This is a genomic window from Xanthobacter albus, assembly GCF_043194895.2.
In the GTDB taxonomy this organism is placed as follows: domain Bacteria; phylum Pseudomonadota; class Alphaproteobacteria; order Rhizobiales; family Xanthobacteraceae; genus Xanthobacter.
This window is the reverse complement of record NZ_CM195532.1, coordinates 204,965-229,925: the sequence shown is the minus strand read 5'-3', so window position 1 is coordinate 229,925 and position 24,961 is coordinate 204,965. Positions and strand designations below refer to the sequence as shown.

Here is a 24,961-nt window from a genome sequence, read left to right as displayed (position 1 = left end):
CGGTGCTTAGCAGGTTTGCCCGCCGCTGGCAAATGGGCGCGCCGCCCGCGCCTCAGGCGGAAAGGGCGGCTCCGGCGAGCGCCACGGCCAGCACCGCCAGCCAGCAGGCGGCGGCGCGGCGGAAGAGAAGGGGCGTGGCGCCGGCCGCGCCCCGGCGCAGGAGTGCGCCCGCCCCGGCCCAGATGGCCGCCACGGCCAGCACCGATAAGGCGAAAAGGCCGGCATGGAGGGCGAAGTCCGGCGCGCCGCCGCGCGGCAGCAGAACGAGGCCGATGACGAGCGCCTTGGGGTTCAGGAGCGTGGTCACGAACACGCGGCCGGCCGTGACCTCCCCCGCCATGCCGTGGGCGGCGCCCGGCCGCCACAGCCTCACCGCCAGCACGGCCACCCATGCGGCGGCGGCGAGCTTCACCAGCCGCGCGGCATCGGGCCATTGGGCAAGGGCCTCGGCGCCGAAGGCCGCGAGCGGCAGCGTCACCAGCAAATAGGCGGCGAGCTCCGCCGGCATGAGGCGCGCGGCGCGGGCGAGGCCGCCGCCGGTGCCCGCCAGCGCCAGCAGGGTGTTGGTGGGGCCCGGGGTGAGCAGCAGGGCCCACACGGCGAAGAGAAATTCAGCGGTTCCCAATCCTGCGCTCCTCAGGTTCCCTGTGCCATGTGCCCGCGGCTTCCGGGACGGGCGGAGGCAGGTGGCCCCGCCGGCGGCCCTTCTCCCTGCGCCTTCTCCCCCGCCGGTCTCAGCGGACGCTGCCCGGCAGCGGGGCCGGCGCGTCCATGGTCTCGGCCAATGCCGCGTCGAGGGCGGCGGCGTTGGCCGCCTCCCTGTAGCTGCCGCCGGTGTTGCGGGCGATGCAGGCCACCTGCGCGCCCTCCTCGCGCGAGAGGCCGAAGCCGATGACGTGGGCGGTGAAGCCCGGCGCCGCCCGCTTGATCTCGGCCGCCACGGCGCAGGGATCGCCCTCGCAGGTCTCGACGCCATCGGTGACGAGCACGACGGTGGCGGGCGCCTCGGCGGGCCGCAGGGCCTCGGCGGCCTTGCGCAGCGATGCCGCCAGCGGTGTCATGCCCAGGAAGTGCATGGTTTTCACCGCCCCCCGCACCGCCGGGCCGGAACCCGGCGCGGGCGGGACGAGCAGCTCGATGTCGGCGCAGTCGCCCTTGCGGCGGTGACCGTAGGCCATCAGCCCCACCGCGCGGTCCGCCGGCAGGCGGAGGGCGGCCTTGTCGATCGCCTCCCGCGCGGCGGCGAGCTTGCGCTGCCCGCCGGCCACGCCCCACATGGAGCCCGAGCCGTCGAGGATGATGAGGGTGCGCGGTGCCTCGGCGGCCGTGGCCGGGGCCGCGCAAAGCAGCCCCAGCAGGGCGAAAACGGTCCGGGTGAGCCTCATCGGGGCGAACCTCCTTCGGATCTGTCTCCTCGCGGGCCAGCATGTCGCCGCCGGCCTGCGTGCATGTGACCGGAGAAACCCGCGGGCGGCGCCTTTTCGCCGCAGAAGGCGGGGCCGCCGCCAAGCCGTACCGCCGCGGGCGCGGCTTGTCGAGCCGCCGGGGCGAGTCCTCTTCCCGCCGGCGGCATGCTAAACGAGGCGACGCACAGGAGGCCGCCATGTCCGACAACAATGAGATCGCCCGCTTCTTCGGCGGCTCGCCGGCCTGGGTGCTGGTGCGCCTCGTGGTGCTCTCCATCGTGGTGGGGGTGATCCTGGCGGCGCTGGGGCTCGACCCCATGAACATCTTCCAGAGCCTGGAGCGCCTGGTGCGCAGCCTGTTCTCCTTCGGCTTCGAGGCGGTGGAGCGGATCTGGCGCTATTTCCTGCTGGGGGCGGTCATCGTGGTGCCGCTCTGGCTCATCGTGCGCATCGCCGGCACCCGGCGCTGAGGCGGCGCCATGAGCGTCGGCACCGGGCCGGTCACCCACCGAAGGGTGCTCGCCATCGCGCTGCCCATGACGGTGGCGCACCTCACCACCCCCATGCTGGGCGTGGTGGACGCGGCCGTGGTGGGGCGGCTGGGGGATGCGGCCCTGCTCGGCGGCGTGGCGCTGGCCGCCGTCATCTTCGACATGCTGTTCTGGGGCTTCGGCTTCCTGCGCATGGGCACGGTGGGGCTGGCGGCGCAGGCGGTGGGCCGGCGCGATGCGGTGGAGCAGCGCGCGGTGCTCGCCCGCGCCCTGCTCATCGCCCTTGCCTGCGGCCTGGCGCTGGTGGCGCTCCAGGTGCCCATCCTCGCGGTGGCGCTGCGGCTCGCGGGGGCGAGCGCCGAGGTGAACGGGGCGGTGGCGGACTATTACAACGTGCGCATCTTCGCGGCGCCCTTCAGCCTCGCCAACTATGCGGTGCTGGGCTGGCTCACGGGGCTCGGCCGCACCGGGCGGGCGCTGGCGCTGCAGGTGGGGATGAACCTCCTCAACATGGCGCTGACCGCTTTCCTGGTGCTGAACCTCGGCCTCGGCATCGCCGGGGCGGCGGCGGGCACGCTGGCGGCGGAGGTGGCGGGCGCGATGGCGGGCCTCCTCCTGTGCGCGCGGCTCGGGGGCACGGGCGTGGCCGGCCTGTTCGCCAGGGTGCCGCGTGCGGTGCTGCTCGACGGCGCCCGCCTGCGGGAGGCCCTGCTGCTCAACGGCGACATCATGATCCGCACGGCGGCGCTGATGTTCGCCTTCTTCTTCTTCGCGGCCCAGGGGGCGCGCGCGGGCGACGTGACCCTCGCGGCCAATGCGGTGCTGCAGAACCTCGGCCTTCTGGCCGCCTACTTCCTGGACGGCTTCGCCACCGCGGCCGAGCAGATCTGCGGCGCCGCCGTGGGCGCGCGGCGGCTGGAGGCGTTCGGCCGCGGGGTGATGCTGGTGCTGGTGTGGGGGTTCGGCTTCGCCCTGGCGGCGGCCCTCATCTACCTCGTGGCCGGGCCCGGGCTGATCGACCTGATGACCGCGAGCCCCGCGGTGCGGGAGGAGGCGCGGCGCTACCTGCTCTATGCGGCCGCGCTGCCGGTGGCGGGGGTGAGCGCCTTCGCCTTCGACGGGGTGTTCATCGGCGCCCTGTGGTCACGCGACATGCGCAACCTGATGCTGCTGGCGGTGGGGGTCTATGTGGCCGCGTGGTGGCTGCTGCGGCCGTTCGGCAACGACGGCCTGTGGGGGGCGATGATGGTGTTCCTGCTGGCGCGCGGCGTGCTGCAGGGCGCGCGCCTGCCGGCGCTGGTGCGGCGCACCTTCCGCCCCGCCTGAGCGCACGGCTGGCCTCAGGCGTCCTCGTCCAGCGGCGGGAAGGCGTGGGCGCCGTCGGTGCCGAGCGGCAGGTCCCTCACCCACAGCACGGTGGAGAGGGGCAGCGGCCCATAGAGATGGGGAAACAGCGCGCCCCCGCGCGAGGGCTCCCACCGCAGCGCCGCGCCGAGGGCGGCGGCATCCACCGCCACGAGCCTGAGCCCGTTGGCGCCGGCGAAGTGCCGCGCCGCCGTCTCGCGCACCTGCGCGGCGGTGGAGAAGTGGATGAAGCCGTCGGCCACGTCCACCGGCGCCCCGGTGAAGACGCCTTCCACCTCGGCCGCGGCCCAGGGCTCGGCCGGGGTGATCTTGTAGACGACGGACGGCATGGCATGGCTCTCGGCTGAAGGCGCTCTTAGAGCATTTCCGGTGAAATCCAGTTCACCGGAAATGCTCTAAATCCTTGAGTTATCGTAATTCCCGGCGCGAAACCGCTGCGCACTTTCGCTGGAATTGCTCTAGAGCGTTTTCCAGCGAAGTGGAACCCGGTTCGCGTGAAGAAAGCGCGTCGACGCCGGAATCCGGAGCAGAGGCGCGGCGCTGCCGCCAAGCCCCGCAAAGCGGTTCATTCGTGTGAGGATTTGATTCCTGGACACGTGAGGAACAAATTCTTATGCTGGGCGCGGCTGGCAAGGATTTTGAGATCACCATGCTCACCCACGGGCAGATATGGAAGGCTGTGGACCAGCTCGCCGAGCGGCACGGGCTCTCCACCTCGGGCCTCGCGCGGCGGGCGGGGCTCGATCCCACCACCTTCAACCGCTCGAAGCGCATCACCGCCGACGGGCGGCCGCGCTGGCCCTCCACGGAAAGCATCTCCAAGGTGCTGGAAGCCACCGGCACCGGCCTCGGCCATTTCCTCGCCCTGCTGGAGCCGGGGGGCGCCGCCGGCGCCGCGCCGGGGGGTGCGGTCCATTCCATTCCGCAGATCGGCTTCGCCCAGGCGGGCAACGGCGGCTTCTTCGGCGACGCCGGCTTTCCCGTGGGCGCCGGCTGGGACGAGATCGCCTTTCCCGAGGTGAGCGACCCCCACGCCTACGCTCTGGAGATCGCCGGTGATTCCATGGAGCCGGTGTATCGGGCCGGGGACATCGTGGTGGTCTCGCCCCAGGCGGACGTCCGCCGCGGTGACCGGGTGGTGGTGAAGACCCGCGAGGGGGAGGTGCTGGCCAAGGAGCTGGTGCGCAAGACCGCCCGCCAGATCGAGCTGCGCTCCCTCAACCCCGCGCACGAGGATCGCCAGATCCCCCTCGACCAGGTGGAGTGGATCGCGCGCATCGTGTGGGCGAGCCAGTAGGTTTATTTCAGCAGGGCTTCCAGGCTTTCCAGGCGGTCCGCCTCGCCCGGCGGCTTGTCCCACCTGAGGCGCGCGATGCGCGGGAAGCGCATGGCGAGGCCGGAGCGGTGGCGCGGCGAGCGGGCGAGGCCCTCGAACGCCACCTCCAGCACCAGCCCGGCGTCTTTCTCGTGCACCACCTCCCGCACCGGGCCGAAGCGGTTGACCGTGAACTTGCGCACGAACGCGTCGATGGCCTTCAGCTCCTCGTCGGTGAAGCCGAAATAGGCCTTGCCCACGGGCACCAGCGTGTCGCCCTCCGGCCCCTGCGTCCAGACCCCGAAGGTGTAGTCGGAATAATAGGACGAGCGCTTGCCGTGGCCGCGCTGGGCATACATGAGCACCGCGTCCACCGTGCGCGGGTCGCGCTTCCATTTCCACCACGGGCCCTTGGGGCGGCCGGGCAGGTAGGGGCTGTCGGCGCGCTTCATCATCACGCCTTCCACCGCCTCCGCGTCGGCGCCGGCGGCGGCCGGGTCGCTGCGGGCGGCGGCGAGGTCGTCCCATCCCGCGAACGGCACGAGGGGCGAAAGATCGAGCCGGGGCGAGGCGATGTGCGCCACCAGCGCCGCGAGGCGGGCCCGCCGCGCGGTGAAGGGCTGCGCGCGCAGGTCTTCCGCCCCCTCGGCCAGGAGGTCATAGGCGCGGATGTGGGCGGGGAACTCGGACAGGAGCTTGTGGGTGACGCTCTTGCGGTTGAGCCGCTGCTGGAGAACGTTGAACGGCTGCACCCTGCCGTCGCGGACGATCAGCAGCTCGCCGTCCAGCGCGCCCTCGAAGTCGAGCGCCTCCACGAGGTCCGGGAAGGCGGCGGAGATGTCCTCTCCGGTGCGCGAATAAAGGCGCGTCACGCGCGCGCCGTCCGGCCCGGTGCCGGCGGCCGCCTGCACGCGGATGCCGTCCCATTTCCATTCGGCGCGGAAGTCTTCCGGCGCCAGGGTGGAGAAGTCCGCTTCCTCGATGGCGTGGGCCAGCATCACCGGGCGGAAGGGGGCGGGGTTCGAGGTCTCGGGGCGCGGGCCCTTGCCCTCCACCCAGGCGAACAGGGGCGCGTAGGGCGCTTCCAGCCCCGGCCACACCAGCTCCACGTCGTCCGCCGTCACCGGGCCGAGGCTCGCCACCGCCGTCTTGGCGAGCCGGGCCGAGGCCCCCACCCGGAGCGCGCCGGTGATGAGCTTCAGCAGGGCCCAGCGGCCGGTCTCGTCGAGCCCGTCGAGCCACGCGGCGAGGGCGCGCGGCAACCCGGTCTTCGACAGGGTGGAGAGATCGTGGACGATCTGCGAGAGGAGGGGCGCGTGGGCCGCCGCGCCCTCCGGCCGCGGCCACATGAGGGCCACCGTCTCGGCGAGGTCGCCCACGTAGTCGTAGGAAAGCTCGAACAGCACCGGGTCCGCCCGCTCCATGATGAGGGCGCGGACGAGGCCGGGCTTGGCATTGGCGAAGGAGAAGGCGCCGGTGAGCGCCGCCAGGGCGTAGCCGCGCTCGGGATCGGGCGTGGAGCGGAAGTAGTCCGCCATCAGGCGGATCTTGGCGTTGCGCCCCGGCTCGAAGCCGAGCCGGTCGATGAGGGCGGCGAAGCGGTTCATGGCCGCCCGATCCATGACACCGGCCCGTGGCGCGCGCAAGGCGCGGGACAAGGGGCAGCGGAAGGGATTGCCGGACGGCGGCGGAGCCCCCGCCCGCAGGCCGCCGTCCGGCGGGTGTTCCGGCGCGGGCCGTCACACCTTTCCGATGAGATCCTTGATGCGGGCCATCACGGCCTCTGTGTCGGCACCGAGGCGCGGGCTGGCGGTGGCGGCCATCTGCCGCTCACCGTCGAGCACGATGGGGCTCGCCACGGCGGGCACGGTGCCGCCGCCGGCCTCCGGCAGGTCGGCGCGCAGGCCGCGATGGATCACCTGCGGGTCGTCGAACACCTGCGGCACGGTGTTGATGGGGCCGGCGGGCACGCCCTGCTTTTCCAGGGCGGCGAGCAGGTCGTCGCGCTTGAAGGCGGCGGTGAGGGCGGAGAGCTGGGGCACCAGTGCGGCGCGGTGGGCGACGCGGGCCGGGTTGGTGCCATAATCGGCGTCCGCCGCCAGTTCCGGCGCGCCGAGCACGGCGCAGAAGCGGGCGAACTGGCCGTCATTGCCCACGGCGGCGATGAAATAGCCGTCCGCGCAGGGGAAGACCTGATAGGGCACGATGTTGGGATGGGCATTGCCCATGCGCTTGGGCGCCTTGCCGGAGGCGAGGTAGTTCATGGCCTGGTTGGCGAGCACGCTCACCTGGGTGTCGAGCAGGGCCATGTCCACATGGCCGCCCTCGCCGGTGGTCTCGCGCCGGCGCAGGGCGGCGAGAATGCCGATGGTGGCATAGAGGCCGGTGAAGATATCGGCGAAGGCGACGCCCACCTTCTGCGGCTCGCCGTCCGGGTCGCCGGTCAGGTCCATGATGCCGCCCATGCCCTGCACCAGGAAGTCGTAGCCGGCGCGCGGCGCATAGGGGCCGTCCTGGCCGAAGCCGGTGACCGAGCAGTAGACGAGGCGGGGATTGACCGCCTTCAGGCTCTCGTAGTCGAGCCCGTATTTCTTCAGGCCGCCGAGCTTGAAGTTCTCGATGAGCACGTCGCTCCGGGCGGCCAGCGCGCGGATGGCGGCCTGCCCTTCGGCGGTCTCGAAATCGATGGCCACCGAGCGCTTGCCGCGGTTGGTGGCGTGGAAATAGGCGGCGCCGAGATCTGCCCCGTCGGCGCCCTTCAGGAAGGGCGGGCCCCAGGTGCGGGTGTCGTCGCCGGCGCCGGGGCGCTCCACCTTCACCACCTCGGCGCCGAGGTCGGCCAGCATCTGGCCGCACCAGGGGCCGGCGAGGATGCGGGCAAGCTCGAGGACGCGGAGACCGGCGAGGGGGGCGGGCTTTTCGGCGGACATGTCATCTTCCCAGGCGGAACAAGGGCCCCCTCCCCGCGGGGAGGGGGGAAGGCGGGGCGGGCCGCTCCGGTCGGCGCCTTCGCTGGGAAGGCGGGGCGGAGGGCCGCGCCCGAACCTCTCCCGAACCGGGAGAGGGCACAAGGGCGCTCGGGAGAGCGCCGAAGGATGCGCTCAGAAGAACGCCTGCAGGCCGGTGATGGCGCGGCCGATGATGAGGGCGTGGATGTCGTGGGTGCCCTCGTAGGTGTTCACGGTCTCCAGGTTCGCCGCATGGCGGATCACGTGGAACTCGGCCGAGATGCCGTTGCCGCCGTGCATGTCGCGGGCGACGCGGGCGATATCGAGGGCCTTGCCGCAATTGTTGCGCTTCAGGAAGGAGATGCTCTCCACCGGCAGCTTGCCCGCGTCGAGCATGTGGCCGGCGCGCAGGGCGAGCTGGAGGCCGAGGGCGATCTCGGTCGCCATGTTGGCGAGCTTCAGCTGCACCAGCTGGGTGTTGGCCAGCGGCCGGCCGAACTGCTTGCGGTCCAGCGTGTACTGGCGGGCCTGGGCGAAGCAGGCTTCCGCCGCGCCGATGGCGCCCCAGCCGATGCCGTAGCGCGCGCGGTTGAGGCAGCCGAAGGGGCCGGCGAGGCCGGACACGCCCGGCAGGAGGTTCTCCTCGGGGATCTCCACGTCGTCGAGCACGATCTCGCCGGTGATGGAGGCGCGCAGCGAGAGCTTGCCCTCGATCTTGGGGGTGGTGAAGCCCTTGGTCCCGCGTTCCACCACGAAGCCCTTGATGGCGCCGTCATGGGCCGCCGACTTCGCCCACACCACCGCCAGCTCGGCGATGGGCGAGTTGGTGATCCACATCTTGGCGCCCTTGAGGCGGTAGCCGCCGTCGATCTTCTCGGCGCGGGTGCGCATGCCGGCCGGGTCGGAGCCGGCGTCGGGCTCGGTGAGGCCGAAGCAGCCCACCCACTCGCCGGTGGCGAGCTTGGGCAGGTACTTCTTCTTCTGCGCCTCGGAGCCGTAGGCATAGATGGGGTGCATGACCAGTGAGGACTGCACGCTCATGGCCGAGCGGTAGCCGGAATCCACCCGCTCCACCTCACGCGCGGCGAGGCCGTAGGAGACGTAGTTGAGGCCGGCGCCGCCGTATTCGGCGGGGATGGTGGGGCCGAGCAGGCCCAGTTCGCCCATCTCGTTCATGATCTCGCGGTCGAACCGCTCGTCCAGATAGGCGGAGGTGACGCGCGGCAGCAGCTTCTCCTGCGCATAGTCGCGCGCGGTGTCGCGCACCAGCCGCTCTTCCTCGGTGAGCTGGCTCTCGAAATCGAACGGATCGGCCCAGTCGAACTGCGGCTTGGCGGATGATGCGGCCATGGACGTGCCTCCTGCGATGCGTGGTCGCTGTGATTTACTTTCCGACCAGTCGGTATATAATTCACGCAGTCCGGTCAAGAGCCTTCTTTCGGGCTCCCGCCCGCCGAGGCGGCGGTGCGGGTTCCGTCCGCGGGCGGCGGGCTCTAAGAGCGGGGAAGGGCGGGGCGAATCGAAACGGCGCGCGGATGCGCCAGGGGCTGGCGCGCCAGGGCATTTTCAAGCGAAGCGGACACCGGTTCGCGTGAAGAAAATGCGTAAAATCAATAGTCTGGAGCGTTATTTGTGAGCCGGTGCGAACGGAAAATGCTCTAGGGGAGGGCCGGGTGAGCGAGACGGAAAAGAAGCCGGCGGCCGGTCGCCCCCGGCGCCGCGCCGTGCAGGCGGGAGGAGCGGCGCAGCCGCCGGACGGGCGCGCGAAAGGCGCAGGCGTGACGTCCGTGCATCCGCCCGCGCCAGAGGCTCCGGCGCCTGAGCGGTCCGGCCCGGCCAAGGCGGCGGCCGCGTCCCGCCCGCTCGGCCGCCCGCCGCTGAAGGACGATCCGCGCGCACAGATCCTCCAACAGGCGGCCCGCCTGTTCGCGGAAAAGGGCTTCGCCTCCGGCTCCCTGGCCGAGCTGGCGCGCGCCATGGGTTATTCCAAGGGCGCCATCTACAATTATTTCTCCTCGAAGCAGGAGATCTACGACGCCATCATCATCTTCACCCTCACCGGCCTCTATGAGGCTTCGGCGAAGGCGGTGAACCGGCAGGACCCGCCGGTGGAGCAACTGCGCCAATACATGATCGCGCACGCGCGCTTCCTGGCCGACAATTACGATTGCTTCGTCACCATGCTGGTGGGCTTCTCCGGCATGGCGAACACGGAGCTGAAGGACGACGCGCTCGCCCTGCGCGATGCCCACGAGGGGCTGCTGCGCCAGATCCTCGCCGATGGCGTGGCCGACGGTTCCTTTCGCCCGGTGGGGGAGGCGATGGCGGGCCGCGCGGTGCTGTCGCTGCTGAGCTGGATGGTGCGCTGGTTCAAGCCGGGGCGCGGCAAGTCCGCCGAGGACGTGGCGAGCGAGTATCACGACCTGCTGGTGCGCGGCCTGCTGCCGGGCTGAGCGCGCAGGCGGCGCGTGCATTTCCGGATGAAGCGGATGCCGGCTCGCGCGAAAAACAGGAGTCAGCCCGACCGGCGGAGCGTCGTCCACGAACCGGCGCGGATGGACGCCCGCAGGGCCGGGGCAGCGCCCGGTGTCGCCCCGGGGAAGGGGCGCGGCGCCCTGCGGCGCCGCGCCGGTCGTCCAGTCTGGCCGGGCGCGAGCGCCCCTTGCCGCCGGCCCCGGTCTTCGACCGGGCCCGGTTCTCCTTCGCTTAAGCCGCGCGGGCCCGTGAGGCCGGCTCACGGGCCCCTGGCCTCAGTAGGGCGGCGGCGAAACCACCTCGTAGACCACGTGGCTGCCGGTGAATTGCGGCAGGTACCAGTTGTTGCCGCACTGCTGGTACGTCACGGCATTGATGGAGATCTGCTGGCAGTCCGGCGGCAGCGAATAGACGGTGGAGCCGATGACCGCCGCCGTGGCAGCGCCCGCCACTGCCCCCGCCACCAGCGGCGCGCCCCAGCCCCAGCCGCCGGGATAATAGGGGCCGGGCCAGTAGCCGGGGTGGTAGGGCGGGTAGGGATAGGGCCCTGGCCCCGGAGGGGGCGGCATGGGGCCGGGAGGCACCGGGCCGGGACCCGGCGGATAGGGATGGGGACCCGGCCCCGGCGGATAGGGGCCCGGTCCCGGTCCGGGTGGAGGCAGGGGGTGCGGCCCCGGCGGCGGCACGAAGGCATGCCCCGGCGAGATCGGCCGGTTGAAGGCGGGGTTGGCGTTGAAATTGGGCGCCGCGTTGAAGTGCGGCGCGGCCATGTCGAACCCGCCGTGGCCGAAGCCGCCGCCGAACCCGCCCCCGCCAAACCCGCCGTGGAAGCCCACGCCGGCGGCCATGGCCGGCTGCATCGCCGTGGCGGCGAGGAGGAAGAGGCCGGCGCTCGCGACGCGGCGCGGCACGGGGTTGCGCATATGCTGGCTCATCACTGGCCTTTCTTCTGCGCGTTCGCCGGGGTGCCGGCGACCGGCTTCGCATCGGCGGGCTTCGCGTCGGCAGGCTGGGCCGGCGCGGGCTTGGCGAACGGGATGCGCGCCACGCCCTTGGCCGGAACGAAGGCGAAGACGGTATCGGGGATGGCCGCGTCCGGCGCCCAGGCGAGCACGGCGGAGAAGCGCGGGCTGCCGGGCACGCGCCGGTCCACCAGCGCCATCTTCAACGGCAGCGGCACGTCGCCCTGCTGGATCCAGACCTCGAGGTCGAGATCCTTCCCGATTAGCGCGTAATGCTCGGTTGCGGTGCCGTCGATCTTGGCGGTGCCCACGTAGAAGCCGCGCTCGAACTGCTTCAGCGGCGACTGCGGGGTGCCCCACGCGAACAGGTCCGCCAGCGGCACCTCGATGTTCAGCGTCTCGGCGGCGTGGCCGAGGGTGTCGCCGATGGAGCCCTTGCCCTCGGTCTGGGCGAAGAAGCCGCGATCCGGCGCCACCACGGTGAAGGTCTTGCCGTCGAAGAAATACTGGCGCGAGAGGGTGTCGGTCTCGCTGTCGATGCGGATGTGGTCCGGCCGCTTCACCCAATAATGGACGAGGCCGCCGATCTCCACCTGGTGGCCCTCGCGCAGGGCCACCTCGATGGTGGTCCTGGCGGTGAGCTCGAAGCTCTTGAGGCCGGCGAGGTATTCGCCCATGCGGGTCAGGGCCGCGGTGGCGCCGGGATCGATGGCGGCGGCGGCGCGGTCCTCGGTCTGCTCGGGCGGGGCCGCCCAAGCGAGGGGAACGCCGGCGCCCGCGACCAGCCCTGCCACGGCGAGGGCCGCCGCGGCTCGGATCAGGCCCTTGGGATGCAGCATGAACATGCCTTTCCTGCTGGAAGAGATGCCTTTGGGGCCGCCGCCGCCCGTTCCGCTCCCGCGCCCGCCCGCGGGAGGGGCCGGCCTTGGGGTTGGGTGCATGATTGGCATGGAGCGGCCCTTCGAGCACATCACGATGACGCGCCGGCTCCCTTGAGGGCCCGCCGCCGCCACACAGGCCGAAAGACCCGCGATGGCGGCGACCATGCCCCTCGGCCACCCGGCCGATTCGCCCGATCCGCCGACGCAACCGCACGTTAGAGCAGATTTCGCCACGGTTGAACCACGCCCCTGCCGCTGCGTCGCCGTGTCCGCTCCGCCTCAGCCGATGTCGAAGGAAACGCCCTGCGCCAGCGGCAGGGCGCGGCCGTAGTTGATGGTGTTGGTGGCCCGGCGCATGTAGCCCTTCCAGGCGTCGGAACCCGCCTCGCGGCCGCCGCCGGTCTCCTTCTCGCCGCCGAACGCGCCGCCGATCTCGGCGCCCGAGGGGCCGATGTTCACGTTGGCGATGCCGCAGTCGGAGCCCGTGGCGGAGAGGAAGCGCTCGGCCTCCCCCAGGTCGGTGGTGAAGATGGAGGAGGCGAGGCCCTGGCCCACCGCATTGTTGAGCGCGATGGCCGCCTCCAGGTCGCTCTCCCGCAGCACGTAGAGGATGGGGGCGAAGGTCTCGGCGGCGACGGTGCCGGTCTGCGCCGGCATCTCCACCAGGGCGGGGCGGACATAATAAGCGTCGGGCAGGGCCTCCGCGCCCAGCCGCGCGCCGCCGGTGACACGCCCGCCGTCCGTCCGCGCCGCGTCCAGCGCCACCTGCATGGCGTCGAAGGCCGCGCCGTCGATGAGGGGGCCGACCAGCGTGCCCGTCGCCAGCGGATCGCCCACCGGCACCGAGGCGAACGCCCGTTCCAGGCGCGCCATCAGCGGGGCATGGACCTCGTCGTGCACGATCAGCCGGCGCAGGGTGGTGCAGCGCTGGCCGGCGGTGCCCATGGCCGCGAACGCCACCGCCCGCACGGTCAGGTCGAGGTCGGCCGAGGGGCGCACGATGGCGGCGTTGTTGCCGCCCAGCTCCAGGATGGCGCGCGCGAAGCGCTGGGCGAGGCGCGGCGCCACCTCCCGGCCCATGGCGGTGGAGCCGGTGGCCGAGACCAGCGGCAGGCGCGGGTCGTCCACCAATGCCTCGCCCACCTCCGCGCCGCCGGTGAGCACCGTGAGCAGCCCTTCCGGCGCATCGCCGAAGCGCGCCGCCGCGCGGGCGAACAGCGCCTCCACCGCCAGCGCGGTGAGGGGGGTCTTCTCCGAGGGCTTCCACACCACGGGATCACCGCACACCAGCGCCAGCGCCGCGTTCCAGGCCCACACCGCGACCGGGAAGTTGAAGGCGGTGATGACCCCCGCCGGGCCCAGCGGATGCCATGTCTCCATCATGCGGTGCTCAGCCCGCTCGGTGGCGATGGTGAGACCGTGGAGCTGGCGGGAGAGGCCGGTCGCGAAGTCGCAGATGTCGATCATCTCCTGCACCTCGCCGGCGCCCTCGGAAGCGATCTTGCCCGCCTCGATGCTGACCAGCCGGGCGAGGTCCCCCTTGGCGGCGCGCAGTTCCTCGCCCAGCAGGCGCACCAGCTCGCCCCGGCGCGGCGCCGGCACCGTCCGCCAGGCGCGGAACGCCGTCTCGGCCCGTGCCACGGCGGCCTCCACCTGGTCCGGCGCGCTGTCCGGCACCTGGGCGAGGGTCTCGCCCGTCAGCGGCGTGCGGGCGGCGCGCGGGCCGCTGAGCCGTGCCGGCGGCACGCCGAGGCGCGAGAGGATCTCCCCCGCGAGCCGGGGGAGCGTGTCGAGGGAGGGAAGATTGGCCGCCGGCATGGTCCGTCTCCTGTGCCTTCGCCCACGCATAGAGCGTTTTCAAGCGAAGTGGAAACCGGCTCGCGCGAAGAAAACGCATCAACGCAAGCGGGGCGGGAACCCGCGGGCCCGCCGGTCGTTCCGCCTCATGTGAGGGCGCGCATCGAAGACCGCTCCCGCCCCCGGCGCGGTGCTCGCCCGCCGGGACAGACGGAAGGAGGACCCCATGAGCCACGAGCCCAAGGTCACGAAAGGCACCGCCACGAAGGGTGCTGCCCCGAAAAGTACCGCCTCCGTGAGCGTCGCCGTCGCGAGCGCCGCCGGGAAGGGCGCCGCCGTGAAGATCCACGCCGAGACGACGCCGGCCTCCGCGCCCGCGGCGACGGATGGCCTTTCTCCCTTCGAGCGCGACCAGATCCGCCGCCGCGCGCGGGCCATCTGGCGCGAGGAGGGGTGCCCCTCCGGCCGTGATCGCGAGCATTGGGCGCTCGCCGAGCTGCAGGTGCTGAAATCCGGCGTGCGCCCGTAGGGGGCGGGCGGCCCCCGCGCCCGGAGGTTCGCCCGCCCGGTTTTGCCAAGGGCCGGATGGCCCCGCGCGCATGGCCACAGCCGCGGCTGCGCGGGGCTGCTGGCGCGAGGCCGGCGGTCGTCCTCGGGCGTGGGCGGTGGTGCCGGCCGAGCTGCAAGGGGCTGAAATCAGGCCCGCGCCCACAAACTCAGGGACGGGCGCAAGGGACCGGCACCCCTGGGGCACATGCGGTGCGGCTCCGCCGTTGGCGGAATGACCCGGCGCGCATGTGCCGGACCTGCCGCCGCGTGCGGCATCCGGCGCGCGGCGGATCGCCCGTCCGAGGGCGGATGCCAGTCAAGCTGGAAGGGTCGGGCCGGCCCCGCAGTCGCCGAGGTGGGCCCTTGCCGCCCGTCCCTGAGTTTGTGGGCGCGGGGCGGTTTGCCCTCATCCTTCTGCCGGCGCTGCCGGACCTCCGTGCGCGAGCTGTCCGGGGCAAGGGCGGTTTCTTGAGGGGACGAGGCCGGGCGGGTCGCGGAGCGGCGGGCATCAAGGCGGAGGCTGCGCCTGGAGCATGGCGAATGGGGGCCGCGCGGCGGGAGAGGGCTTCAGGCGAAGCCGCGCCCGGCACCTTGTCTTCCATTTCCCTGGATCTCCCGCGCAGGGAGGAGCGCGGCGCTTCGCCCAGGCACGATCCGCGGGCGCGTGGCGCGGCGTCGCTTCGGCGCGCCGCCGTGATGCCGCGCCTCCATTCTGTGCCCGTTTCCTCCCGTTCGCCGGCGGTCGCGCCCAGGCGAGGCCGGCGCCCGTGGGCGTGGCCTGGAGATGGTTTTTCCGGGAGATGGTGGCGGTTGTGAAGCGCGCGGGTTTCGTGCGCGGACCCCTGTGTCGCACTCATGAACTTGACGCGCCATTCCATGTATAAGATGACTGCATGGGCGCCAATGCGCGGCAAAACAATTTCAGTTTGCCTTGATGAGGCCTGATCTGGCGTTTTTGCACGAGGTATATGGCTTGTTTTTATTCATTCTAAATTCAATGTACGAGAATTCTCCGATCTATTCCACTCGCCTCCCATTGCGTCATGTCGGGCCGGCATGGCCGCCCGGCAGGCCGAAAGACGCCCCCGCTCCCCGCTTCCCGATGCATCGAGGATGATCGCCATGAACCCCTCCGCGGGCCCTTCCGCGCATGCTGCCATCACCCGCCGGTGCGTGGCGGCGCTGGCCCTTCTCGCCCTCTTCGCCGCTGCGCCTTCGTTTTCGCCGGCCTCCGCCGAGCCGGTGAGCGTGAAGCACGCGCGCGGCGAGGCCGTGCTGCCCGCGCGGCCGGCGCGGGTGGTGGTGTTCGATGCCGGCGCCCTCGATACCCTCGATGCCCTGGGCGTGGAGGTGGCGGGCGTGCCGGGCTCCAACCTGCCGCAGTCGCTCGCGAAGTATCGCGACGACCGCTACGCGAAGGTGGGCACCCTGTTCGAGCCCGACTATGAGGCCGTGGCCGCCCTGGCGCCGGACCTCATCATCATCGGCGGCCGCTCGGCGCCCAAATATGCCGAGCTCGCGAAGATCGCGCCCACCATCGACCTCACGGTCGATCCCAAGCACTTCGTGGCCGGCGTGCGCGCCAATGCGCAGACCCTCGGCCGCCTCTTCGGCAAGGAGCAGGAGGCCGCCGCCCTCGACGCGCGCATCGATGCCGGCATCGCCGCCGTGCGGGCAGAGGCGCCGAAGGCGGGCCGCGTGCTCATGATCATGGTCAACGGCGGCAAGCTTTCCGCCTACGGGGCGGGCTCGCGCTTCGGCTGGATCCACGGCGACCTCGGCCTCACCCCCCTCGCCACCGGCAAGGAGGCGGACACCCACGGCGACGTGATCTCCTTCGAATACCTGCTGAAGGCCAATCCGGACTGGCTGCTGGTGCTCGACCGCGACGTCGCCATCGGCCAGGCGGCGGCCGCCGCCCGCAGCGCGCTCGACAACGACATCGTCGCCGCCACCACCGCCGCGAAGGAGGGGCACATCGTCTATCTCGACGCGCCGCGCTGGTATGTCACCGCCGGCGGCGCGCGGGCGCTCGCGCTTTCGGTGGAGGAGCTGGCCGCCGCCCTCCGGGGCGCACCGAAGGCCGGGCCGAAGCCGTGAGCGCGGCCGCCGCGCCGGGGCAGGGGACGGGGCAGGGGGCGGGGCCGGCGGCGCCGGCCGCCTTCGCGGCGGCGCTCGCGGCCTTGCTGGCGCTGGTGGCCGCGAGCCTCCTCGTCGGCGCTGGAGACATGACCCTTTCCGGCCTCTGGTCGGGGCAGGACGGGGAGGCGCTGCTGGTGCTGGCGGCGAGCCGGGTGCCGCGCACGCTGGCGCTGGTCTTCGCCGGCCTTTCCATGGGCGTGGCGGCGGTCATCATGCAGATGCTGTTCCGCAACCGCTTCGTGGAGCCCACCACCGCCGGCACCGCCGAGGCGGCGCGCCTCGGCCTCGTGAGCGTGATGCTCGCGGCGCCGGAGCTGCCCATGCTGGGCAAGATGCTGGTGGCGGCGGCCTTCGCTTTGGCCGGCACCTTCCTGTTCCTGCGCATCGTCGAGCGGCTGAGCCTGCGCACCACCCTCGTGGTGCCGCTGGTGGGGCTGATCCTGGGCGGGGTGATCGATTCCGTCTCCGTCTTCCTCGCCTATCGCTTCGACCTGCTGCAGGCGCTGGCGGCCTGGACCACCGGGGACTTCTCCGGCGTGCTGCGCGGGCGCTACGAGCTGTTGTGGATCGCCGTGCCCCTGGCCGTCCTCGCCTATCTCGCCGCCGACCGCTTCACCGTGGCGGGGATGGGCGATGCCTTCGCCACCAACCTCGGGCTCGACTACCGCAAGGTGGTGTCGTTCGGGCTCGTCATCGTCTCGCTGGTGACGGCGGCCTGCGTGGTGACGGCCGGCACCGTGCCTTTCCTGGGCCTCATCGTCGCCAACGTGGTGGCCCTGGTGCTGGGCGACAACCTGCGCCGCACCCTGCCGTGGGTGGCGCTGTGCGGGGCCATCTTCCTGCTCGCCTGCGACATCATCGGCCGGCTCATCCGCTTTCCCTACGAGATCCCGGTGGGCACGGTGGCCGGGGTCGCGGGCAGCGCGGTGTTCCTCTATCTGCTGCTCGGGCGGCGCTACCGCCTTGGATAACCTTCCGATCCGGCGGCCGGGGCGGGTGCTGCTCGTGCTCTCCATCCTCGCGCTCCTCTCCATGCTGGCCTTCCTCACGGTGGGCGCGCGCGGCAGCTGGAGCTTCGTGCTCGCCTTCCGCGGCACCAAGCTCGCCGGGCTGGTGGCGGTGGGCGCGGCGGTGGCGGTCTCCACCGTGGTGTTCCAGACCCTCACGCGAAACCGCATCCTGACCCCGGCGGTGATGGGCTTCGATGCCCTGTTCGTGGTGTTCCGCACCCTTCTCGTCTTCGTGCTGGGCGCCCAGGCGGTGCTGGCCATCGACCCCCGCGCGCGCTTCCTCGCCGAGGCGGCGGTGATGGTGGTGGCGGCGCTGGCCCTGTTCCGCCTGCTGTTCTCGGACGGGCGCAACAGCCTGCACCTGCTGCTGCTCGCGGGCGTGGTGTTCGGGGTGCTGTGCCGGAGCCTCTCGGCCATGCTCCAGCGCATCCTCGATCCCAACGCCTTCTCCGTGCTCCAGGGCATGCTGTTCGCCCAGTTCAATGCGGTGGACACGACCCTGCTGCCGCTCGCCGGCGTGGCCATCGCGGCGGCGGGCGCGCTCGCCTTCCGCCTCGCGCCCACGCTGGATGTGCTCTCTCTCGGGCGGGAGAACGCCATCAACCTGGGGGTGGATTATCCGCGCACGGTGGCGCTGCTGATGGCGGTGGTGGCGGTGCTGGTTTCCGTCTCCACGGCGCTGGTGGGGCCGGTGCTGTTCTTCGGCCTGCTGGTGGCGAACCTCGCCTACCATCTCGTCGGCACCGACCGGCACCGCTACACCCTGCCGGCGGCGGTGCTGGTGGCGGTGATCTGCCTGGCCGGCGGGCAGATGGTGCTGGAGCGCCTCTTGAACCTCGGCACCACCCTGAGCGTCGTCATCGAGTTCGTGGGCGGGGTCTTCTTCATCCTGCTGCTGCTGCGGAAGGACCGGCCGTGATCGAGATCCGCAATCTCTCCAAGTCCTACGGCGCCGCGCGGGTGCTGGACGATGTGAGCCTCGACCTGCCGCCGGGCGGCCTCACCGCCCTCATCGGGCCGAACGGGGCGGGGAAATCCACCCTGCTCTCCATCGTCGCCCGGCTGATGCCGGCGAGCGCCGGCCGCGTCACCCTCGACGGGCGGGACGTGGCGGCGACGCCGGGCGCGGAGCTCGCCCGCCGGCTCGCCATCCTGCGGCAGGACAATGCGGTCACGCCCCGCCTCACGGTGGAGGAGCTGGTGGCGTTCGGGCGCTTTCCCCACTCGCGCGGGCGCCTCACCGCCGAGGACCGCGAGAAGGTGGCCGCCGCCATCGGCTACGTGGACCTTGCGCCCCTCGGCGGCCGCTTCCTCGATGAGCTGTCCGGCGGCCAGCGCCAGCGCGCCTTCATCGCCATGGTGCTGGCGCAGGACACGGACTACCTGCTGCTCGACGAGCCCCTGAACAATCTCGACATGAAGCACGCCGCCGCCACCATGCGCCTGCTGCGCCGCGCCGCCGACGAGCTGGGCAAGACCGTGGTGGTGGTGCTCCACGACATCAATTTCGCCTCCTGCCACGCCGATCGCATCGTCGCCATGAAGGACGGGCGCCTCGCGTTCCAGGGCCCGCCGGACGCGCTGATGCGCCACGAGGTGCTGCGCGCCATCTACGACATGGACATCGCGGTGATGGAGGTGGACGGCGCGCGGGTGGGGCTGTTCTACCGCTGAGCTGCGGCGCCGGCCGTGCGAGGCGGGGAGGCGCCCTGCGCCGGGGGGCGCCATCGCGGCGCCGGGCGGGCTATGCTGCGGCCTTTCCTTTCTCGCGGGCGCGGGGTGCGGGCATGGATCGGGTGGAATGCATCGTCGTCGGCGCCGGCGTGGTGGGCCTCGCGGTGGCGCGGGCGCTGGCACGCGCGGGCCGCGAGGTGATCGTGCTGGAGGCGGAGGCCGCCATCGGCACCGTCACCAGCGCCCGCAATTCCGAGGTGGTCCACGCCGGCATCTACTATGCCCCCGGCACCCTCAAGGCGCGGCTGTGCGTCGAGGGCCGCCGCCGCCTCGTCGATTATTGCGCCACCCACGGCGTGGGCATCGCCCGGCCGGGCAAGCTGATCGTGGCAGGGGCGCCGGGCGAGGTGGCCTATCTGGAGCGGCTGAAGGCCACCGGCGAGGCCAATGGGGTGGAGGGTCTCATGATGCTGGATGCCGCCGGGGCGCTGGCGCTGGAGCCGGCCCTGCGCGTCCATGCGGCGCTCCTGTCCCCCGCCACCGGCATCGTGGATGCCCACGGGCTGATGCTGGCGCTGCAAGGAGACCTGGAGGATGCGGGCGGCATGGTCGCGCTCCGCACGCCGGTCGCGCGGGCCGAGGCGGGCGCGGGTGGATTCATCGTCACCACGGGCGGCGAGAGCCCGCTCACCCTGGGCTGCCGGCTGCTGGTGAACAGCGCCGGGCTCGATGCGCCCATGGTGGCATCGCGCATCGGCGGGCTCGACGCGCGCTTCGTGCCGAAGCCGAGGCTGGCCAAGGGCAACTACTTCACCTGCGCCCGCAAGGTGCCGTTCCGCCACCTCATCTATCCGGTGCCGGAGCCCGGCGGGCTCGGCACCCACCTCACTCTCGATCTCGGCGGGCAGGCCCGCTTCGGGCCCGACGTGGAGTGGGTGGAGCGGCGCGACTATGCGGTGGACCCGGCGCGCCGCGCGCCCTTCCTCGCCTCCATCCGCCGCTATTGGCCGGATGTGCGGGAGGACGACCTCCAGCCCGGCTACGCCGGCATCCGCCCCAAGCTGGAGTGGCCGGAGGGGACGACCCCCGATTTCGTGCTGCAGGGGGAGGCGGCGCACGGCCTGCCGGGGCTGGTGAACCTGTTCGGCATCGAATCACCTGGCCTCACCAGCGCCCTCGCCATCGGCGCCATGGTGGCCGGGATGGTGGAGGAGGAGGCGTCAGCCTAGGGCATTTCCGGTGAAATCCAGTTCACAGGAAATGCTCTAAATCATTGCTATGTCGCAATCTTCTACGCGAAACCGCTGCGCATTTTCGCTGGAATTGCTCCAGGTTCCGCCAGGGCGCCTTGCGAGATTCACGGGGCGGCGGCTCAACGATCCGAGCCGATGCTCCGGAAGACGCAGGCCGCATGGTGGCGCCACGGCATCGGCCGGCTCACGCGCAAGGGGAACCGGTCGCGCCGCTGATCCCGGCAGCATGCGCCTGGATCTTCGCAGACCATCGCCTCGCCCGCGGCGACGAGCAGATATCCACCGTCGCCGCGCCCTTGTCGCGGTCACCGCTTCAGCGGCGCTCGTCCCAGGATGCTCCGGAGCCCCGCCACTGCTCGAACGGGCCCTGGAGGCCGGGCATGAAAAACCCCTCGTGCCGCGCGGCGCGAGGGGCGTTTTCCATGGCGCGGCGCCGAAAGGGCGCCGCGGCCGGTTCCGTGGACCGCCGGCTCAGGCCGCCTTCTTCTTGGGCTGCACCTCGGCCGTGTAGGCGTCCATGAGCTGGTGGGTGAGGCTCGCGGGCGTGAAGTGCCAGTCGGCGATGGAGCCCACCGGGGTCACCTCGGCGGCGGTGCCGGTGACGAAGCATTCGGAGAAGCCGGCCAGCTCCTCGGGCTTGATGTGGCGCTCCTGCACCTCGATGCCGTTGCGGTGGGCGAGCTCGATCACCGTCTTGCGGGTGATGCCGTCCAGGAAGCAGTCGGCGAGGGGGGTGTGGATCACGCCATCCTTCACGAAGAAGATGTTGGCGCCGGTGCACTCGGCCACGTAGCCGCGATAGTCGAGCATCATCGCGTCCGCGAAGCCGCGCCGCTCGGCCCGGTGCTTGGAGATGGTGCAGATCATGTAGAGGCCGGCGGCCTTGGCCTTGCAGGGGATGGTGGCCGGATCGGGGCGGCGGAACTCGGCGAGGTCGAGCCTCAGGCCCTTGGTGCGCTGCTCGGGGTCGAAATAGCTCGGCCACTCCCAGACGGCGACGGCGAGATGGATCTTGTTGTGCTGGGCGGCGACGCCCATGGTCTCGCTGCCGCGCCAGGCCACCGGGCGGATGTAGGCATCCGTGAGGTTGTTCTTCTCCAGGGTCGCCTTCTTGGCCGCGACGATCTCGGCCATGGAATAGGGAATGGTGAAGTCCAGGAACTCGGCGGAGCGACGCAGGCGCTCGGCGTGCTCGGCGGATTTGAAGATCTCGCCGCCATAGGCGCGCTCGCCCTCGAACACGGTGCTGGCATAGTGCAGGCCGTGGGAGAGCACGTGCAGCTTGGCGTCCGCCCACGGCACGAACGCGCCGTCGTACCAGATCCAGCCGTCGCGCTGATCGAAGGGGACACCGGGTGCACTCATTTTCTTCGCTCCTGTTCCGGCCGCGTCGTCCGCGCGGCTTTCTCCCGGGACTTCCGCCGAAGGCTGCGTGTGGGGCGCTTGGGTCCCCGGCGCAGAGCCTTTGCAGCGGTCGTCCATGGGAATATCTTTACGCCGGCTCCAGGGGGTGGCAACCGGCATGCCTGCTCGCGTAATGTTCGATCACGTTTTTGCTCGACGGCGACCGATCGTTTCGCGAAACTGCTCTCTTAAGTAACGATCGCACCGAAAAAGTCAATATGGCTGACATAAACACCGCTCTCGCGCCGGCCGATCCCCCCGCGCGCACCGCGACGGAGGACATCCGCGAGGGTGTGCCGCTGGTGGACCTGATCGAGCTTTTGTTCTTCGCATACAGGGACTTCGTGGGAGACCCGGATGAAATCCTGGCGCCCATCGGCTTCGGGCGCGCCCACCACCGTGTGATCCACTTCGTGAATCGCAACCCCGGTATGCGCGTGGCGGACCTGCTCGACATCCTCCAGATCACCAAGCAGAGCCTCGGCCGCGTGCTCCGCGAGCTGGTGGACGGGGGGTTCGTGGAAAGCCGGGCCGGCGCCGCCGACCGGCGCCAGCGCCTGCTCTATCCCACCCACAAGGCCGAGCAGCTCGCGCGGGACTTCGTGGGCATCCAGAGCCGCCGCATCGCCCGCGCCCTCGACGCGGCGGGGCCGGGCTCCGAGGAGACGGTGCACCGGTTCCTCCTCGCCATGATCGACCCGGAGGACCGCGCGGCCGTCGAGCGCCTGATCCAGCGCGCCGACCGCGCCCGCCGCGCCCGTGGGGCGTGAGCCCCTCCCGGCGCCACAAGCCCGGGCGGCGCCTGAGCGCGGAAGCACCCCGCAGCCCGCGCGGCGGCGCGCCGCAGGCGCGAGGACCCGCCGGCCGGGCTTGACGCGGGCCGCGTCCGCCGTGCAAGCCGGAGGACGAGCGCGGCCGGCGCCGGGCCGGTCCATCAGCGCCGGCCCGCGGGAACCGGTCCACAAGGGAGCTGCGTGATGCCTGATCCGACGGAGACGAGCGCCGAGGGCCGCCCCGCGGCGCCGCTGCCGGACGACGTGCCCCACCTGCTGGTGGTGGACGACGACAACCGCATCCGCACCCTGCTGTCGCGCCTTCTGGTGGAGAACGGCTACCGCGTCACCACCGCCGCCTCCGCCGCCGAGGCGCGCAGCCGGCTGGAGGGCCTCACCTTCGACCTCCTGGTGCTCGACGTGATGATGCCCGGCGAGAGCGGGCTCGATCTCGCCCGCGCGCTGCGGCAGACCTCCGCCGTGCCGATCCTGATGCTCACCGCCCGCGCCGAGACCGAGGACCGCATCACCGGCCTGGAGGCGGGGGTGGACGATTATCTCGCCAAGCCGTTCGAGCCGCGCGAGCTGCTGCTGCGCATCGGCTCCATCCTGAAGCGGGCGCTGCCGCCGCCGCAGAAGGCCATCGAAAGCGTGCGCTTCGGCGATTTCACCTTCCACCTGGAACGCGGCGAGCTGACCCGCGAGGGGGAGATCGTGCGCCTTACCGAGCGCGAGCGCGACATGCTGCGCACCCTGGCCGAGGAGCCCGGCGAGACGGTGCCGCGCCTTGCCCTCGCCGGCGGCGGGGCCACCAGCGAGCGGGCGGTGGACGTGCAGGTGAACCGCCTGCGCCGCAAGCTGGAACGCGACCCGGCCAATCCGATCTACCTGCAGACGGTGCGCGGCATCGGCTACCGGCTGGTGGTCACGCCTTGAGCCTCGCGCACGGCACCCTCTCCGGCCTCGATCGCGCCGTCCGCGTGCTGAGGGAGGCGAACCACCGCTTCGGCCACTGGTTCAACCGGGTGACGCCGAAGGGGCTCTATCCGCGCTCGCTGCTCATCATCGTCACGCCCATGGTGCTCCTGCAGTCGGTGGTGGCGTTCGTGTTCATGGAGCGCCACTACAACACGGTGACGCGCCGGCTCTCCGCCGCCGTCAGCCAGGACATCTCGGCGGTGGTGGCGCTCTATGGCGAGCTGCCGCCGGCGGACGACCACGCGGCGCTGCGGCGCATCGCCTGGCGCAACCTTCAGCTCAATGTCGCGGTGCTGCCGCCGGACCCGCTGCCGCCGCCGGGGCCCAAGCCCTTCTTCTCCGTGCTCGACAGCGCCCTCTCGCGGGAGATCGGCCAGCGCGTCGCCCAGCCGTTCTGGATCGATACGGTGGGCCGCTCCAACCTCATCGAGGTGCGGGTGAAACTGCCGGACGCGGTGCTGCGCATCTTCGCGCAGCGCAATACCGCCTACGCCTCCAACTCCCACATCTTCCTCCTGTGGATGGTGGGCACCTCGCTGGTGCTGCTCACGGTCGCCATCCTGTTCCTGCGCAACCAGATCCGCCCCATCGAGGATCTCGCGGACGCCGCCGAGGCGTTCGGCAAGGGGCGCGACGTGGAGAGCTTCCGCCCCCGCGGCGCGCGCGAGGTGCGGCGGGCGGCGGTGGCCTTCCTGGAGATGAAGCGGCGCATCGAGCGGCAGATCGAGCAGCGCACCGCCATGCTCGCGGGCGTCTCCCACGACATGCGCACCATCCTCACCCGCTTCAAGCTGGAGCTGGCCTTCCTGCCGGACAATGCCGACACCGCCGCCCTGAAGAAGGACGTGGACGAGCTGCAGGGCATGCTGGAGGCCTATCTCGCCTTCGCCCGCGGCGACACGGGCGAGCCCACCGCCCTCACCGACATGGGCGCCATCATCGAGGACCTGCGCCAGAATGCCGAGCGCGACGGCGCCGCCGCCAGCGCGAGCTTCATGGGCCCGCCGCTGGTGGAGGTGAAGGGCGAGCAGATCAAGCGCTGCATCGGCAACCTCGTGAACAATGCGGTGCGCCACGCCGGCACGGTGGACATTTCCGGCACCCGCGACGCCCGCTGGCTGATCGTGAACGTGGACGACGACGGCCCCGGCATCCCCGAGGAGAAGCGCGACGAGGTGTTCCGCCCCTTCCTGCGGCTCGACGACGCGCGCAACCAGGACGAGGGCGGCTCCGGCCTGGGCCTGTCCATCGCGCGGGACGTGGCGCGGGCGCACGGCGGCGACATCGTGCTCGCCGACAGCCCGCTCGGGGGCCTGCGCGCCACGGTGCGCATCCCGGTCTGAGGCTCGCCGGCCCCGCGACCGGGCGGGCGGGGCGCCGCACGCAGTATGCAGCGGTACGCCCCCGCCGCCGGCCTGCGTCCGGTGCGACCGAAGTTCACAAATGCACGTTCAGGCGACTTTCGGAGGGGGTGAGGCGCCTCCAGAGCCTAGACGCGGGGCTCAAAAGCGCTAAGTTCTCGCCCGCCCGCGGATCAG

At 71.8% G+C, this 24,961-nt stretch carries 23 protein-coding genes; 13 read left to right on the top strand and 10 right to left on the bottom strand.

All coding sequences use genetic code 11. The features are described 5' to 3' along the window. Positions 1–52: 52 nt before the first annotated feature. Both V5F75_RS01030 and V5F75_RS01025 read right to left on the bottom strand, forming a co-directional pair. Entirely contained in the window at positions 53–625 is a 573-nt protein-coding gene (locus V5F75_RS01030) for a hypothetical protein (RefSeq protein WP_394034330.1), read from the bottom strand. A gap of 109 nt (positions 626–734) precedes the next feature. Then, on the bottom strand, positions 735–1,385 hold the full coding sequence (locus V5F75_RS01025; RefSeq protein WP_394034329.1) for a vWA domain-containing protein: 651 nt from the start codon (positions 1,383–1,385) through the stop codon (positions 735–737). A gap of 218 nt (positions 1,386–1,603) precedes the next feature. Here V5F75_RS01025 and V5F75_RS01020 point away from each other — a divergent pair, with 218 nt between their 5' ends. Next, a complete protein-coding gene (locus V5F75_RS01020; RefSeq protein WP_394034328.1) occupies positions 1,604–1,876 on the top strand; it encodes a DUF6460 domain-containing protein in 273 nt (90 codons plus the stop codon). A 9-nt stretch (positions 1,877–1,885) separates the two neighbouring features. Continuing rightward, positions 1,886–3,223, top strand: coding sequence for an MATE family efflux transporter (locus V5F75_RS01015; RefSeq protein WP_394034327.1), 1,338 nt, complete (start codon positions 1,886–1,888; stop codon positions 3,221–3,223). Between the two features lie 14 nt (positions 3,224–3,237). Here V5F75_RS01015 and V5F75_RS01010 read toward each other — a convergent pair whose 3' ends face one another. Beyond that, positions 3,238–3,591, bottom strand: a complete 354-nt coding sequence (locus tag V5F75_RS01010) for a DUF952 domain-containing protein (protein WP_394034326.1) — start codon at positions 3,589–3,591, stop codon at positions 3,238–3,240. A 320-nt stretch (positions 3,592–3,911) separates the two neighbouring features. On the opposite strand from V5F75_RS01010, the gene V5F75_RS01005 reads away from it, so the two are divergent. Then, positions 3,912–4,559 carry a S24 family peptidase gene (locus V5F75_RS01005; RefSeq protein ID WP_394034413.1) on the top strand — a complete coding sequence of 216 codons (648 nt, stop codon included), beginning with the start codon at positions 3,912–3,914 and terminating at the stop codon, positions 4,557–4,559. Positions 4,560–4,561: 2 nt separating this feature from the next. On the opposite strand, the gene V5F75_RS01000 is transcribed toward V5F75_RS01005, so the two are convergent. The 3 genes from V5F75_RS01000 to V5F75_RS00990 form a co-directional block, all read right to left on the bottom strand. Continuing rightward, positions 4,562–6,184, bottom strand: a complete 1,623-nt coding sequence (locus V5F75_RS01000) for a cisplatin damage response ATP-dependent DNA ligase (RefSeq protein ID WP_394034325.1) — start codon at positions 6,182–6,184, stop codon at positions 4,562–4,564. A 132-nt stretch (positions 6,185–6,316) separates the two neighbouring features. Further along, on the bottom strand, positions 6,317–7,507 hold the full coding sequence (locus tag V5F75_RS00995; protein WP_394034324.1) for a CaiB/BaiF CoA transferase family protein: 1,191 nt from the start codon (positions 7,505–7,507) through the stop codon (positions 6,317–6,319). A 171-nt stretch (positions 7,508–7,678) separates the two neighbouring features. Next, positions 7,679–8,875, bottom strand: coding sequence for an acyl-CoA dehydrogenase (locus tag V5F75_RS00990; protein WP_394034323.1), 1,197 nt, complete (start codon positions 8,873–8,875; stop codon positions 7,679–7,681). Between the two features lie 323 nt (positions 8,876–9,198). Between V5F75_RS00990 and V5F75_RS00985 the strand changes: the two genes are divergently transcribed. Beyond that, a complete protein-coding gene (locus tag V5F75_RS00985; protein WP_394034322.1) occupies positions 9,199–9,978 on the top strand; it encodes a TetR/AcrR family transcriptional regulator in 780 nt (259 codons plus the stop codon). Positions 9,979–10,275: 297 nt separating this feature from the next. Here V5F75_RS00985 and V5F75_RS00980 read toward each other — a convergent pair whose 3' ends face one another. The 3 genes from V5F75_RS00980 to amaB all read right to left on the bottom strand — a co-directional run bounded on the left by V5F75_RS00980 (position 10,276) and on the right by amaB (position 13,661). Further along, positions 10,276–10,935 (bottom strand): hypothetical protein, encoded by a 660-nt coding sequence (locus V5F75_RS00980; protein WP_394034321.1) that lies wholly within the window; start codon positions 10,933–10,935, stop codon positions 10,276–10,278. Continuing rightward, positions 10,935–11,801 (bottom strand): DUF2092 domain-containing protein, encoded by an 867-nt coding sequence (locus tag V5F75_RS00975; RefSeq protein ID WP_394034320.1) that lies wholly within the window; start codon positions 11,799–11,801, stop codon positions 10,935–10,937. The genes V5F75_RS00980 and V5F75_RS00975 overlap by 1 nt, the downstream gene beginning before the upstream one ends. Before the next feature lie 321 nt (positions 11,802–12,122). Beyond that, a complete protein-coding gene (gene amaB / locus V5F75_RS00970; protein ID WP_394034319.1) occupies positions 12,123–13,661 on the bottom strand; it encodes an L-piperidine-6-carboxylate dehydrogenase in 1,539 nt (512 codons plus the stop codon). A gap of 205 nt (positions 13,662–13,866) precedes the next feature. Between amaB and V5F75_RS00965 the strand changes: the two genes are divergently transcribed. From V5F75_RS00965 to V5F75_RS00940, 6 genes are all read left to right on the top strand, one after another. Further along, positions 13,867–14,169 carry a DUF2934 domain-containing protein gene (locus tag V5F75_RS00965; protein ID WP_394034318.1) on the top strand — a complete coding sequence of 101 codons (303 nt, stop codon included), beginning with the start codon at positions 13,867–13,869 and terminating at the stop codon, positions 14,167–14,169. 1,142 nt (positions 14,170–15,311) lie between these two features. Beyond that, positions 15,312–16,289, top strand: coding sequence for a siderophore ABC transporter substrate-binding protein (locus V5F75_RS00960; RefSeq protein WP_394034317.1), 978 nt, complete (start codon positions 15,312–15,314; stop codon positions 16,287–16,289). Between the two features lie 83 nt (positions 16,290–16,372). Continuing rightward, positions 16,373–17,302 (top strand): ABC transporter permease, encoded by a 930-nt coding sequence (locus V5F75_RS00955; protein WP_394034412.1) that lies wholly within the window; start codon positions 16,373–16,375, stop codon positions 17,300–17,302. Between the two features lie 61 nt (positions 17,303–17,363). Then, entirely contained in the window at positions 17,364–18,260 is an 897-nt protein-coding gene (locus tag V5F75_RS00950) for an iron chelate uptake ABC transporter family permease subunit (RefSeq protein ID WP_394034411.1), read from the top strand. Then, the gene (locus tag V5F75_RS00945) at positions 18,257–19,015 is read left to right on the top strand and encodes an iron ABC transporter ATP-binding protein (protein ID WP_394034316.1); all 759 of its coding nucleotides are present in this window, start codon (positions 18,257–18,259) and stop codon (positions 19,013–19,015) included. The genes V5F75_RS00950 and V5F75_RS00945 overlap by 4 nt, the downstream gene beginning before the upstream one ends. 113 nt (positions 19,016–19,128) lie before the next feature. Further along, positions 19,129–20,244 (top strand): NAD(P)/FAD-dependent oxidoreductase, encoded by a 1,116-nt coding sequence (locus V5F75_RS00940; protein ID WP_394034315.1) that lies wholly within the window; start codon positions 19,129–19,131, stop codon positions 20,242–20,244. A gap of 495 nt (positions 20,245–20,739) precedes the next feature. Here the strand turns inward: V5F75_RS00940 and V5F75_RS00935 are convergent, their stop codons facing one another. Beyond that, on the bottom strand, positions 20,740–21,633 hold the full coding sequence (locus tag V5F75_RS00935) for a branched-chain amino acid aminotransferase (protein ID WP_394034314.1): 894 nt from the start codon (positions 21,631–21,633) through the stop codon (positions 20,740–20,742). Positions 21,634–21,890: 257 nt separating this feature from the next. On the opposite strand from V5F75_RS00935, the gene V5F75_RS00930 reads away from it, so the two are divergent. From V5F75_RS00930 to V5F75_RS00920, 3 genes are all read left to right on the top strand, one after another. Continuing rightward, on the top strand, positions 21,891–22,442 hold the full coding sequence (locus tag V5F75_RS00930; RefSeq protein WP_394034313.1) for a MarR family winged helix-turn-helix transcriptional regulator: 552 nt from the start codon (positions 21,891–21,893) through the stop codon (positions 22,440–22,442). A gap of 207 nt (positions 22,443–22,649) precedes the next feature. Further along, positions 22,650–23,381, top strand: a complete 732-nt coding sequence (locus V5F75_RS00925) for a response regulator (RefSeq protein ID WP_394034312.1) — start codon at positions 22,650–22,652, stop codon at positions 23,379–23,381. Further along, positions 23,378–24,766 (top strand): ATP-binding protein, encoded by a 1,389-nt coding sequence (locus tag V5F75_RS00920; protein WP_394034311.1) that lies wholly within the window; start codon positions 23,378–23,380, stop codon positions 24,764–24,766. The genes V5F75_RS00925 and V5F75_RS00920 overlap by 4 nt, the downstream gene beginning before the upstream one ends. The last annotated feature ends 195 nt before the right edge of the window (positions 24,767–24,961 follow it).

Bases quoted from the DNA above. Each gene is read 5' to 3' on its own strand.
- V5F75_RS00940 (WP_394034315.1), top strand. From the start codon at position 19,129: ATGGATCGGGTGGAATGCATCGTCGTCGGCGCCGGCGTGGTGGGCCTC.
- amaB (WP_394034319.1), bottom strand. From the start codon at position 13,661: ATGCCGGCGGCCAATCTTCCCTCCCTCGACACGCTCCCCCGGCTCGCG.
- V5F75_RS00975 (WP_394034320.1), bottom strand. From the start codon at position 11,801: ATGCTGCATCCCAAGGGCCTGATCCGAGCCGCGGCGGCCCTCGCCGTG.
- V5F75_RS00950 (WP_394034411.1), top strand. From the start codon at position 17,364: ATGCTGGCCTTCCTCACGGTGGGCGCGCGCGGCAGCTGGAGCTTCGTG.
- V5F75_RS00930 (WP_394034313.1), top strand. From the start codon at position 21,891: ATGGCTGACATAAACACCGCTCTCGCGCCGGCCGATCCCCCCGCGCGC.
- V5F75_RS00925 (WP_394034312.1), top strand. From the start codon at position 22,650: ATGCCTGATCCGACGGAGACGAGCGCCGAGGGCCGCCCCGCGGCGCCG.
- V5F75_RS00965 (WP_394034318.1), top strand. From the start codon at position 13,867: ATGAGCCACGAGCCCAAGGTCACGAAAGGCACCGCCACGAAGGGTGCT.
- V5F75_RS01010 (WP_394034326.1), bottom strand. From the start codon at position 3,591: ATGCCGTCCGTCGTCTACAAGATCACCCCGGCCGAGCCCTGGGCCGCG.
- V5F75_RS00995 (WP_394034324.1), bottom strand. From the start codon at position 7,507: ATGTCCGCCGAAAAGCCCGCCCCCCTCGCCGGTCTCCGCGTCCTCGAG.
- V5F75_RS00990 (WP_394034323.1), bottom strand. From the start codon at position 8,875: ATGGCCGCATCATCCGCCAAGCCGCAGTTCGACTGGGCCGATCCGTTC.
- V5F75_RS01000 (WP_394034325.1), bottom strand. From the start codon at position 6,184: ATGAACCGCTTCGCCGCCCTCATCGACCGGCTCGGCTTCGAGCCGGGG.
- V5F75_RS01015 (WP_394034327.1), top strand. From the start codon at position 1,886: ATGAGCGTCGGCACCGGGCCGGTCACCCACCGAAGGGTGCTCGCCATC.
- V5F75_RS01005 (WP_394034413.1), top strand. From the start codon at position 3,912: ATGCTCACCCACGGGCAGATATGGAAGGCTGTGGACCAGCTCGCCGAG.
- V5F75_RS00960 (WP_394034317.1), top strand. From the start codon at position 15,312: ATGAACCCCTCCGCGGGCCCTTCCGCGCATGCTGCCATCACCCGCCGG.
- V5F75_RS01025 (WP_394034329.1), bottom strand. From the start codon at position 1,385: ATGAGGCTCACCCGGACCGTTTTCGCCCTGCTGGGGCTGCTTTGCGCG.
- V5F75_RS01020 (WP_394034328.1), top strand. From the start codon at position 1,604: ATGTCCGACAACAATGAGATCGCCCGCTTCTTCGGCGGCTCGCCGGCC.
- V5F75_RS00935 (WP_394034314.1), bottom strand. From the start codon at position 21,633: ATGAGTGCACCCGGTGTCCCCTTCGATCAGCGCGACGGCTGGATCTGG.
- V5F75_RS00980 (WP_394034321.1), bottom strand. From the start codon at position 10,935: ATGAGCCAGCATATGCGCAACCCCGTGCCGCGCCGCGTCGCGAGCGCC.